9 protein-coding genes are annotated in these 12027 nt (G+C 45.6%); 7 read left to right on the top strand and 2 right to left on the bottom strand.

Annotated elements, in window-relative coordinates:
- The first annotated feature begins 139 nt into the window (after window positions 1-139).
- The 6 genes from QVA83_RS20475 to arcA all read left to right on the top strand — a co-directional run bounded on the left by QVA83_RS20475 (window position 140) and on the right by arcA (window position 6927).
- The gene (locus QVA83_RS20475) at window positions 140-844 is read left to right on the top strand and encodes an alpha/beta fold hydrolase (protein ID WP_049588396.1); all 705 of its coding nucleotides are present in this window, start codon (window positions 140-142) and stop codon (window positions 842-844) included.
- Between the two features lie 91 nt (window positions 845-935).
- Window positions 936-1655 carry a tRNA (guanosine(46)-N7)-methyltransferase TrmB gene (gene trmB / locus QVA83_RS20470; RefSeq protein ID WP_156077762.1) on the top strand — a complete coding sequence of 240 codons (720 nt, stop codon included), beginning with the start codon at window positions 936-938 and terminating at the stop codon, window positions 1653-1655.
- Window positions 1655-2737, top strand: coding sequence for a methyltransferase (locus QVA83_RS20465; RefSeq protein ID WP_039225841.1), 1083 nt, complete (start codon window positions 1655-1657; stop codon window positions 2735-2737). The genes trmB and QVA83_RS20465 overlap by 1 nt, the downstream gene beginning before the upstream one ends.
- 149 nt (window positions 2738-2886) lie before the next feature.
- On the top strand, window positions 2887-4311 hold the full coding sequence (gene glgA, locus QVA83_RS20460) for a glycogen synthase GlgA (RefSeq protein WP_156077761.1): 1425 nt from the start codon (window positions 2887-2889) through the stop codon (window positions 4309-4311).
- 107 nt (window positions 4312-4418) lie between these two features.
- The gene (locus QVA83_RS20455; RefSeq protein ID WP_039236941.1) at window positions 4419-6065 is read left to right on the top strand and encodes a sensor histidine kinase; all 1647 of its coding nucleotides are present in this window, start codon (window positions 4419-4421) and stop codon (window positions 6063-6065) included.
- A gap of 154 nt (window positions 6066-6219) precedes the next feature.
- Window positions 6220-6927, top strand: a complete 708-nt coding sequence (gene arcA / locus QVA83_RS20450) for a two-component system response regulator ArcA (protein ID WP_014947922.1) — start codon at window positions 6220-6222, stop codon at window positions 6925-6927.
- A 157-nt stretch (window positions 6928-7084) separates the two neighbouring features.
- Here the strand turns inward: arcA and QVA83_RS20445 are convergent, their stop codons facing one another.
- Window positions 7085-10204: a beta-galactosidase gene (locus tag QVA83_RS20445; RefSeq protein WP_287498897.1), complete on the bottom strand. Its 3120-nt coding sequence runs from the start codon at window positions 10202-10204 to the stop codon at window positions 7085-7087.
- Between the two features lie 104 nt (window positions 10205-10308).
- On the opposite strand from QVA83_RS20445, the gene QVA83_RS20440 reads away from it, so the two are divergent.
- The gene (locus tag QVA83_RS20440; protein WP_287498896.1) at window positions 10309-11163 is read left to right on the top strand and encodes an AraC family transcriptional regulator; all 855 of its coding nucleotides are present in this window, start codon (window positions 10309-10311) and stop codon (window positions 11161-11163) included.
- On the opposite strand, the gene QVA83_RS20435 is transcribed toward QVA83_RS20440, so the two are convergent.
- Window positions 11160-12027: metallopeptidase TldD-related protein (locus tag QVA83_RS20435; protein ID WP_287498895.1), on the bottom strand; the 868-nt coding region annotated here is incomplete at its 5' end. The two genes, QVA83_RS20440 and QVA83_RS20435, sit on opposite strands and share 4 nt — an antisense overlap.

Raw genomic sequence — 12027 nt, 5'->3', positions numbered from 1 at the left:
CTACCTGTATATTGTTGTTCTGTCATAATCGTCTGTATGGGCAATTACTACCGCTTGGTCGCTTTCTACCTAGCGACCATTCATTAAAAAGCGCGCTATGGTAGCATGTAACTAGCCAGTTTATTGTTAAGGAGCACACGTGTCTGTGCAGCACCCTGTTTTATTTTTTCCCGGTACGCTCTGTGACGAGCGAATATTTCTGCCTCTTTGGCGCACACTCAGTATTGCGCAACGTCGCTATGTGCCACTTCAGTGGGCAGCTTCACAAGAAGAAATGTTAGCATTAAGCGAAGATCGTATTCTCGAAAACGAAAAAGTGCACCTTGTGGGTTATTCCATGGGCGGATTTATTGCCGCGCTGGTGGCGCAGCGCAACCCTGTAAATGTAGCTTCCATAACATTGATTGGCTATAACCCAGAAGGGCTTTCAAAAGAAGAAATAGCCAAGCGTAAGCAGCTGACCACCATGCTTAAGCAAGGAAACTTCAAGCCCGACAACGATGCTTATCTTTCGCGATTTATCCACCCTTCCCGCTTAGCGGATGAAAACGTGGCTGGTGTGGTAAAATCTATGGCGCAAGATTTGGGTAAAACCACCTTACTTAACCACACCATGGCTACCACACCACGAGAAAGTACCGTTAAAGCGCTAGCAAAGATCAATGCACCAGTAACGTTTATTACTGCCCAGCAAGACGCCATTGCACCAGCAGAAACAATTAAGCAGCTAAAAAATGTACTACCCAAAGCGACGTTCCACACCATTAGTGACGCCGGGCATATGGTAGTACTTGAGAAAACTGACGCCGTAGCGTCTATTATTGCGAAACAAATTGGCGTATAAAATTACAGCATTTTTGCCACGATAGCGTTGCATAAGCCGTGGGTAAGTGGATAATGCGCCACCATAAAATTGGGTAAGAAAGGCATTGCAAATGAGGCAATTCAAAAGTCAGGCGGAAGCAGAAGCCGCTGGAGTATACGTAAGCAAGGTAAAAAGCTTCGTGAAACGCGAAGGTAGACTTACTAAAGCACAAGAAAAAGCGCTAGAAGATCACTGGCCAACCAAGGGCATTGACTACGCTGAAGCACCGTTATCGCTGTCAGAAATTTTTGGCCGAAGTGCGCCTGTTGTTGTAGAAATTGGCTTTGGTATGGGCAAGTCATTGGTTGAAATGGCCGCAAACGCACCTGAGAAAGACTTTATCGGCATTGAAGTTCACCGTCCAGGCGTTGGCGCATGCTTAGCTGAAGCAAGCGAACAAGGCGTCGAGAACTTGCGTGTAATGGACCATGATGCAGTAGAAGTGCTTAAGAATATGATCCCAGACGGTTCGTTGTCTCGCCTACAGCTATTTTTCCCAGACCCTTGGCACAAGAAGCGTCACCACAAACGCCGTATTGTTCAGCCTGAATTTGTTGAGCTGGTTCGCACCAAATTAGCTATTGGCGGTTGTTTTCATATGGCGACGGATTGGGAGCAATATGCTGAGCACATGTTAGACGTTATGATCAATGCCCACGGTTACACCAATACTGCACCTGACGGCGACTATGTACCTCGTCCAAACTACCGCCCAATTACCAAGTTTGAAACCCGTGGCCAAAAACTAGGTCATGGCGTTTGGGATCTAATTTTCGAGCGTACTAAGTAATGATTTTATCTCCTCAAAGCCAACTGTTAGAACGTAATATCGCGCTTTTCGAAGAAGGTCAGTGGGCATTTATCAACCCTTCTGATGCGTATTTTCTGGACGGTCTTAAATCGCAAGAAGTCACGGTAATTCACCAATATTTCGATGTTTTTTCAGAGTGCGTAAGAGTCGTACCCTCGGTATCGTTTGATAGCCGAGATATTACGCGCACAGGTTTTGAGGTGACGCAAAAAGTCGGAAATCATACTCATATATTTACGCCTTTCGTTGCACTAGAGAAATCTCACACTGACGTGATGATTTTCTTACCCAAAGCAAAAACCCATTTTCAGATGCTATTGCGAATGGCAGCCAGCATGGTGGGCCAAAATGGTCGTATTCACGTGGTGGGTGAAAATAAGGGCGGTATAAAGAGTGCTGCTAAGTTGATGGACCAATACGGACCAACCCAAAAGGTTGATTCTGCTCGCCACTGCAGTCTTATCACCGTTTTAGTTGAAGAGCCACACCTTGCCTTTGAACCGGATGCATGGCTTGACATGAATACGTATCACGTTGAGGGCACGGCTTGGCAAGTGGCCTCTATGCCTGGCGTATTCAGCTACAAAGAACTGGATGCGGGAACTGAGCTTTTACTAGAAAAACTCTCAACATCACTGAGTGGTGAAATTCTGGATTTCGCATGCGGCGCTGGCGTGATTGCCAGTTATATAATGCTTAAGTATCCGCATTTGAAGCTTCATCTTACTGATGTTAGCGCACTTGCAGTTTACTGTAGTGCACTCACCCTAGCAGACAACGGATTATCAGCAACACTCTATGCTGCGGATGGATTGCACGGTTTTACTCAAAAAGTACAGCACATTGTCACCAACCCGCCATTTCATACTGGCATTAAAACTGACTACACCATCACTAAGCGCTTTATTTCTGACGCTAAAGCAAGCTTAAGTCGTGGCGGCACTATGCAGATGGTGGCAAACCGATTCTTACCCTACCCAGGTTTACTCGCTGAGCACTTCCAAACGGTCTATACCACAGCACAAACGTCGCAATTTTCTGTTTATCAAGCGGCTTTGTAATTAAAAAAACCATTAGCTTGTGCTAATTTAGCTTTTCTACCTGTTGCTCATGCCATTGCGTACTCCACGCAATGGCATACGGCGCTTTTTCCGTACACTATATTTAAGCATTACAAGTGCACTGCACGTTACGCTCTGGGGGATCACCTGTGAATATTGTATTTGCTATTTCAGAAGTTGAAGAATTGGTAAAAACCGGCGGCCTTGCAGACGTTGGAAAAGCACTCCCACTCGCGCTAGATACCTTGGGCGAAAGCATCACCATTGTTATGCCTTATTACCAAGTACTGGCTGAACAGTTGAACCTACCAACTGTAACCGAGCAACAAACCCTGTTTACTGAAGGTCAGGTGTACCATTTTGATATTCGCTACATGCAATGGCACGGTATTCCTATTTACTTTGTAGACTCGCCTGAATACTTTATGCGTGAAGGGCTGTACGCCAACGCATTTGAGGCCTATGAAGACAATGGTGAGCGCTTTAGCTTTTTCAGTGGCGCCGTACTTCAAACGCTAAAAGCTATTGATAAAAAGCCTGACATTATTCACTGTCACGACTGGCATGCGGCCATGCTGCCGTTTTTACTTACCCACGACAAATCTGGGTATTTTGACGGTACTAAAACCATATTCACTATTCATAACGCGGCTTTTCAAGGCGTGCATAAGCTTGAGAGCATTCCCTTTCTTCGCCATCATCCAAACATTCTGGCGCAAGTGCACGGCGGTTACATCAATATGCTGCAGAGCGGGATTGAGTTTGCCACGAAAGTGACAACCGTAAGCCCTAACTATGCGAGCGAGTTACTTACTGACCTAGGTAGTCATGGCCTGCACGAGCGGCTTGTAAATCGTCAAGCCGACTTAAGCGGTATTCTTAACGGATGTGACTACACGCAGTGGAACCCCGAGACAGATACATTCCTACCTGAGAATTACAGTGTAGAGAATCTTCATCCAAAGACCGCATGTAAACGAGCATTACAGGAGAAGTCGGGATTACCTGAGAATGGCAACGTACCGCTTATTGGAATGGTGTGCCGGCTGACTGAACAAAAAGGCTTTGGCTACATACTGCCCATTTTGGACGATTTAATTAAGCACAATGTTCAAATGGTAATTGTGGGCACGGGCGACCCTAAAGTGTGTATGGACCTTGGCGAATTCGCTCAACAACACCCTGACCAATTCGCGTTTATAAATGGGTTTAGTTCCGAACATGCCCATTTGGTAGAAGCCGGCGCTGATTTCTTCCTAATGCCTTCTCAGTTTGAGCCGTGCGGATTGAACCAGATGTACAGCTTAGCTTATGGAACCATCCCCATCGTACGTTCGGTAGGCGGACTCAAAGACACGGTTATCGATTACAGCAACGATAGCGAAGGTACGGGTTTTGTGTTTGATGATCCTACGCCATATGCACTGCTATCTTGCATTCGTCGAGCTCTGCTGGCGTTCTACGAAGATGCCGGAAAATTCAGGGCGATGCAGCAACGTGGAATGCGAACGCGATTCACATGGGAAGCAGCGGCGAAGAATTACCAGCAACTATACGTTTCAACCCTCAACTAAAGGGCTTTGCGTACATTAATTATTGTTTATGGGCGTCTTCCTTTTTGCGCATTTTTGCGCCACTATGAATATATGGAAGACGCGAATGGACAATACGCAAAACGGATATGACGGATAAAGTAGTCAAGCTTACGATTAAAAGCCTTTTCATTTGGGTGGTAATGTCAATTACTACGTTTTCGCTTGCAGTGTTATCCAGTCTTGCCGTCTACACGCAAATTAAAACCTACCGTCATGAACTTGAGTCTAACGCACTCATGTTGGCCAAGTTGGTCGCAAGCAGTTCAGCTATGTATCTTTATGACGAAACGCCAGAGCGCATTGAACTTGCCCTAAGTAACCTTGCTGCCGCCGACCATGTTTTAAATGCCCATGTTTACAAAGCGCAAAGCGGTAACCTAGAGCCCCAGATTTTCGCCTCTTATAACAAGGAAGGCCAGTTATTGTTAGGAGGCAAGGAAAATCAACTGGCGTCCATGTTTATGACACCTCAATTGGCCGACAATGGTCAATACCTTGAATTAAGTGCAAAAGTCTTCGACACTGAGACGAACATTCAGTTGGGCTGGATTTATTTACGAATTTCCTCAGAGAATTTTAACCAGCTTGTTGGAAAGTCGATTTGGCTTAATTTGGCAGTAGCCTTGGCGCTTTTGGCTATTAGCTTTTACTTTGCAGTGCGTATGCAACGTATTGTAACTGGCCCCGTTGAAGACATTGCTAACTTCTTGCAGCGTACTTCACGACAACGTGATTATTCAGCCCGTGCCAGCGGCTCCACTATTAGAGAACTCGATATCTTGGCTGACGCCGTGAATGTGATGCTGTTTCGCATGCAAGAGTACATGCAAAAGCAACGACAGGCGGAGGAGCAACATAGAAAGCTCAATGCCAGCTTAGAAGATATGGTAAGTCACCGAACCACCGCCCTTAAGGATGCAAACCAGGAACTTATTCAAACGTTAGAAAAGCTACATCAGTTTCAGCGTCAAATTGTACAGAATGAAAAGATGGCCTCGCTCGGTGATATGGTTGCGGGCGTTGCGCACGAGGTGAATACTCCGATAGGTTTAGGCGTTACTGCGTCGACAATGATGTTAGACAGGTTAGCGGTTATTCAAAAAGACTTTGAAAATAAAACGCTGAAAGCCAGTGCAATGAAACGCTTTTTGGATGAAAGTAACGAAAACCTCAACATTATTTACCGCAATTTGAACAGAGCTGCCGAACTTATTAGCAGTTTTAAGCAGGTTGCTGTAGATCAAACCTCAGAATCTAGTCGAAGTTTTTGCGTTGTACAGCTAGTTAATGAGATACTATTGTCATTGCAGCCTCGACTCAAAAAATTAAAACACAACATCAACGTAGATTGCGACCCTACCCTTAGCGTTGAAACGAAGGCTGGCCCAATAAATCAAATCTTGATTAATTTAATCATGAATTCGGTTATTCATGGGTTTGAAACCATGGATGAAGGCACAATTGATATTCGTGCCGAAATGGTGAGTAGCAATAAGCTCAAGCTTGTTTATACCGATAACGGAAAAGGCATTTCCCCAGAAATTCGCAAACGGATATTTGACCCCTTTGTCACCACGAAGCGTGGGCAAGGTGGTTCCGGATTGGGAATGCACTTGGTATACAACTTAGTAACGCAAGCCCTTAATGGTTCAATATCGATTACCAGTGAGGAAGGCAACGGCGTAGAATTTGTAATTATCTTCCCCGTTGTTAATGCGAAAACGTCAGAATAGTTGTATAAAGTATGAACTTTTCTTGATTTTTATTGGCTAACCCCAATACCTTAACAGTAAGAATATTCACAAGTTGCTTGCAATCAAGTACATGAATATTAAAATTTAACCAGTTAGTTGCTTAAATCGTATTTTAGAAAGAGTGTAGAACACCATGCAGACGCCAAATGTGTTAATTGTTGAAGATGAGGTGGTAACCCGTACCACGCTTAAGAGTTTGTTTGAAGCGGAAGGGTATAATGTGTTTGAGGCCGAGAACGGTGATCAAATGCATGATTTCTTCGAGAATCACGCTATCAATTTGGTTATCATGGACATTAACCTACCGGGTAAAAATGGCCTTATTTTGGCACGTGAAGTACGTGACCGTAAAAACGTTGGGCTTATCTTCCTAACGGGTCGTGATAACGACGTTGACCGTATTCTAGGTCTTGAAATTGGCGCAGACGATTATCTGACTAAGCCATTCAACCCTCGTGAATTGACTATTCGCGCGCGCAACTTACTGTCTCGTACTACAAACTCTTCAGAAGACGACGATTTACCAAGCCGTGTAAGCTTCAACGGTTGGACGCTTGACGGTGATAGCCGTTCATTGATTTCGCCTAGTGGGAAAGAATTCCGTCTACCACGCAGTGAATTCCGCGCTCTTCACCTTTTCCTAAGCAATCCAGGTAAGATCCTTACCCGTGAGCAGCTAATCATGGAAATGACGGGGCGTGAACTTCGTCCGAATGACCGTACGGTTGACGTAACGATTCGTCGTATTCGTAAGCACTTCGAATCAGATCCTTCAGATGAAGAATTGATTGTAACCATTCACGGTGAAGGTTACCGTTTCTGTGGTCAGGTTGACGGCTAAGACGTTGCCTGAACGAGTTTTGAATTAATGAAAAGCCGCTACTGTGTAGCGGCTTTTTTATATGTAAACACTTTATCCCAATGACGGCATAACTAAGCTATGCCGCGAATCGTCACTTGAGATATCGAGTGCTAAATGATCGACTTCACACTGAGGACTAGCTGTCAGCAGCGCTAAAGCAAACTGAGTAGCGGTATTGCTTCTCTTCCAACAAGAATGCTTTATGTGTACTTGGGCTCCATGAATCATCGCCGCCTACGCCCATGTGGGCATGATCTATGTACACAAACACACAATCTTGAGGTGTTAAATCACAGGTGTGTTTTGCCTCGTCTAGCTGTGCTTGCCCATATTCGCTCACGTTAAAGAAGAACTGTCCTTTTGCTTTCAGTCCACTAACTTCAAGTTGCGTACAGCCACAGCGCAAGCCGTTGTCCGTTGGGAATATGTAGCGCGTTTGCATCTCTTTTATAGGTAAGGTGTAGCGACCATAACGCGCTGCCGCTTTTCTGTCAGGATAGTTCTCAAATGGCCCTAGTCCTTGCCAGGTAATCGACGTTGGCTTATCGGCTACAGGCACTGCCGTTTGTATACCAATTCGCGGCATAGGTGGTAAACCGTCATCCAAGAGCACTTCAACGTCTACCGATAGCTTAGCCTGTGCATTTATGGTGTAAACCCACTTTGTTGCCGCTACCAGCTTTTCTGAATGGTGATAATCAAATAACGATGTTATACGCACGTCTTGCGCGCCCTGCTCTACGTTTACGCCCGTGCAAGTGCGTGTCCACTTGCCAATTCCAGCACGACGCCAGCGAGACTCCCACGCATTCGGGTCGGGATTATCAACTTCGCTTACCCCAATGTCGTTATCTAGTGGCGCTCTGAAGAAGTTATCTTCTAGCGGCGCGGCAAGTGTTTCCTCCGCGCCTTGAAGCCACGAGGTTAATAGCCCGCTCTCACTGTTAAAGCTAAATACGTTATTTTGCGCATGTACCAGCAACATCCCATCCTGAGCTTCAATTGATAGCTCACTTGTGCCGCTTGTTGTTTCGTTATCATTAAGAGAAAACGATACTATTCCACACTTGTTGACTAGCGCTAACTGGGCGGTGTCCATAACATGCCCTGCTTTAGCCCACGAGCAGTCATTCGCTAGTACCACATCAATATTTAAGTGGTAGTCAGCGCCTGCTTTAAACGTAATATCTGGGCTAAGACTGAGCGTTTGCGCTTGTTGTGGCGCTATGTCGATTTCGCATTCGCCCTTCGCCTCAGCAATCGGTTGTCCATTTTCTAGCACTTGCCAACGTAACAACTCGTTGTCTGTGCGTCTAAATAAGTAATCGCTGCTTACTGTAAGCTCAAACTTGTTGTCTTTCTCAACCAACGAAAAGCTTAAGTGCTGCTGACAATATTTAGCTTCTAATAAGTGCGGATGTGGCGTTCTGTCTGGAAATAACAGACCGTTTATACAGAATTGTCTGTCGTTTTCAGTATCGCCGAAGTCGCCGCCGTAAGCCCAGTAAGCTTCGCCGCTATCAGTGTGTTTTACTAATCCTTGATCAACCCAGTCCCAAATAAAGCCACCTTGAAGGCGAGGATAAGCCTTAAACGCTTTCCAGTATTCATCAAAGCTACCCAAGCTATTACCCATAGCATGCGCATATTCGCATAGAATAACGGGGCGGTTTTCCCCCGGCATCGACAACCATTTTTTAATGGCCCACTTAGGCACTGCATCGTCTTTAATGTCGGTATCAACCCGTGCGTACATTGGTGCAATAATGTCGGTAGCCGTTGTATCAGCGCCGCCGCCTTCGTACTGTACAGGGCGCGATGGGTCAAATGACTTTGCCCAGCCATACATTGCATCATGGGTAGGGCCGTGACCAGACTCATTCCCTAACGACCAAATAATGATGCTTGGGTGGTTTTTGTCTCGCTCGACCATTTGCGTAAAGCGCGCCATGTAAGCGCCGGCCCAGAGCGGGTCGCGAGAAAGCCTTCCCATCGGGAACATACCGTGGGTTTCGATGTTAGCTTCATCCACCACATAAAGCCCGTATTCATCACAAAGCTCATACCAGCGCGGATGATTAGGGTAATGGGCAGTACGTACGGCATTGAAATTGTTTTGCTTTAACAACTTAATGTCTTCAAGCATGTCATCTTCATTGATTGCATGCCCTTTTGTTTGATGGTGTTCGTGACGGTTAACCCCACGAATTAGCACCGCTTTACCATTTACCAATAACTGGCCGTTTTTCATTTCAATGTTTCTAAAGCCAACGTTGTAGGCCTCAACATCAATGACGTTGCCATTTTCATCAATGAGCGAGACAACGATGCGATACAGATTCGGTGTTTCAGCAGTCCAGTGATTAGGTTCATTCACATGAAGCGTTTGAAAAACCACGTCATCCCAACCGCCCTTTTCATCAATACGTTTATTGTTAGTGCCGGTAATGACTTGCTCGGTAACAGCGTTATCGCCATCAAAAAGCTGGATACCCACTTTGTAAGTAGAAGGCGCATTGATGGCGGTACGTACGGTTACTACTGCGTCGCGATAGCATGCGTCAAGGCTTGGCGTAACAAACACATCCTGAATGTGATGCTGAGGTTTGGTGACAAGATTTACGTCGCGGAAGATACCGCTAAGCCACCACATGTCCTGATCTTCTAAGTAGCTGCCGTCTGACCATCGGATCACCATTACCGCTAGTCGGTTTTCACCGTCGACCAAGTAGCCAGACAAATCGAATTCAGCCGGTAGTCGACTGTCTTGGGAATAGCCCACATACTCGCCGTTGCACCACAAGTGAAACGCGCTATTTACCCCTTCAAAAACAATATGATTGCGCTGTTTTAACTCATCCTTGGTAACGTTGAACGTTGTTCGGTAGCAACCCGTTGGATTCTCGCTGGGTACCACTGGAGGGTTCACCGCGAAAGGATATTTAACGTTACAGTAAATCGGTTTGTCGTGACCCTGCAGCTGCCAGTTAGAAGGTACGGTAATAGGCTGCCAATTAGCAGACTCGTCATCACTTAATGTTTTAGAAAGCAGGCTTTCAGGTACGTTTGCTGGAGCTTCAAATAAACGGAAATCCCACTGACCGTTTAAACTACGTTTTTGCGCATTGGTATTGTGCAATGCGTCCTTTAGCGTTTTATATCCGTGATGTGGACTGTGGGCATTGATGCGATTCCTCTGAAATGCAACCGGGTTTTGCCAATCGTTTTGAGCCACTACTTGCGCAACATTAAGCATGTCATATCCTTTACTTTTTCGTTAAGCGCAATATAGCTAACTTTCATTAAATCCTTTATGCTCTAATCTTTCATATATTTATCCAAAACTATCATTTCACATTTATGCAACTTAGCTTTAGAGACATTGTAGACATAGGCCCCAAGTGCTTTGAACGCTTTATTGATAGTAGTAATGCGCCTGAAATCAGCGACCTGGAGATTGAACTAGCAGGATGCTCTAACTTATCAGGTGACTATACGGTAGGTCGCGTTTCGCCTCCTAATCACACCTTGTTTTACAGCATTCATGGACAAGGAAAATTTCGTGTCCCGTCAGGCGAGATGCAATTGGATGAAGGACAGCTAATTATTCTACCCGCTGGACAAAGTTTCGAAGTCACAATAGTCAGTGAGCAATGGGATATAATTTGGGTAAACTTGGCAGACTCCGAACGCTGGACACTATTTAATAAGCTAGGTGCTGTGATAGTGGATAATGCCATGTTGGAAGGACTGCATCATGCAATGGAACTTTTGTATTTAGAGCGTGACGTCGAGAATCGAAATTCGGCGATGCAAGTTGTGTCTCGCTATCTGTACCGTATTATTGATGCGCCTTTGAGTGACGTACATACTCACGATGAGAAAGAACGACGCCAGGTAAGCAGACTACACAGCCTTTTTTCAGCGGTTGGAAAACAGCTTCAGTTTGATTGGGATATGGAAAGCTTAAGTGAGAAAGCGCATTATTCTGCCCCTCACCTTCACAGGCTGTGCTTACAAGTATTTGGGAGAAGCCCCAAACAGCACGTTATCCATTTGCGTATGACACGAGCCAAAAGCTTATTACTAAGCACGCAGTGGCCCGTATCTTATATCGCCAGTTATGTAGGCTACGCAAATGTATTTACGTTCTCGAAACGCTTCAAGAAGTCCACCGGGCTGTCTCCTTTAGCGTTTCGAGAAAGCGTAAACTAGCTGCCTGCTATCTTCATTTGGTCAATAAGCACCGAACCGGTCTGTACACTGCCGCGCACATCTTTTTCAGCGCCAATTGCCACAATGCCTTTAAACATATCTTTCAGATTGCCAGCAATAGTTACCTCGTGAACTGGGTATTGGACGATGCCATTTTCAACCCAGTATCCCGCTGCGCCGCGCGAGTAATCGCCCGTCACACCGTTAACACCCTGCCCCATCAGTTCGGTTACGAACAAACCTGTGCCCATTTCTTTAAGCAGGTCGGCGTCGCTGTGACCCGTATCACCTACTAGCCAGTTATGAATACCACCGGCGTGGCCATTCGAGCGGGTGTTTAGCTTACGCGACGAGTAAGTGGTATAAAGATATGTAGCCAATTTACCCCCATCGACAATGGTCATGTCTGAACATGCCACACCTTCGTTATCGAAGCTTGAGCTTGCCAAACCGCCTTTGATAAACGGACGCTCTTCAATGTTAAGCCACTCTGGGAAAACTTGTTTACCCAAGCTATCTAACAAGAAACTAGAACGACGGTAAAGGCTACCACCGCTAATAGCTCCGACATAATGACCAAACAAGCTAGATGCGATGTCACGGTGTAAAAGCACAGGCACGTTTGCGGTGTTGATTTTACGAGCCCCCAAACGGTCTACAGTAGCTTTAGCGGCATCAATACCCACTGCACTTGCTGATTGCAGCAAAGACGCTTTACGACTTACTGTGTAAGCGTAATCGCGCTGCATATCGTTATCTTGTGCGCCAATAACCATACAGCTTAGTGAATAACGACTGCTAGGATAACCGGCGTTAATTCCATGGGTGTTGCCGTAAACGCGCATACCTAGATTTGCGTTATAC

It is taken from the genome of Alteromonas sp. AO-Serp (genome assembly GCF_017849675.1).
Classification (GTDB): Bacteria; Pseudomonadota; Gammaproteobacteria; order Enterobacterales; family Alteromonadaceae; genus Alteromonas; species Alteromonas macleodii.
The sequence above is the reverse complement of the archived record's forward strand: the minus strand, read 5'-3'. Positions and strand labels throughout refer to the sequence as shown.

Bases quoted from the DNA above. Each gene is read 5' to 3' on its own strand.
- trmB (WP_156077762.1), top strand. From the start codon at position 936: ATGAGGCAATTCAAAAGTCAGGCGGAAGCAGAAGCCGCTGGAGTATAC.
- QVA83_RS20465 (WP_039225841.1), top strand. From the start codon at position 1,655: ATGATTTTATCTCCTCAAAGCCAACTGTTAGAACGTAATATCGCGCTT.
- QVA83_RS20455 (WP_039236941.1), top strand. From the start codon at position 4,419: ATGACGGATAAAGTAGTCAAGCTTACGATTAAAAGCCTTTTCATTTGG.
- arcA (WP_014947922.1), top strand. From the start codon at position 6,220: ATGCAGACGCCAAATGTGTTAATTGTTGAAGATGAGGTGGTAACCCGT.
- QVA83_RS20445 (WP_287498897.1), bottom strand. From the start codon at position 10,204: ATGCTTAATGTTGCGCAAGTAGTGGCTCAAAACGATTGGCAAAACCCG.
- QVA83_RS20440 (WP_287498896.1), top strand. From the start codon at position 10,309: ATGCAACTTAGCTTTAGAGACATTGTAGACATAGGCCCCAAGTGCTTT.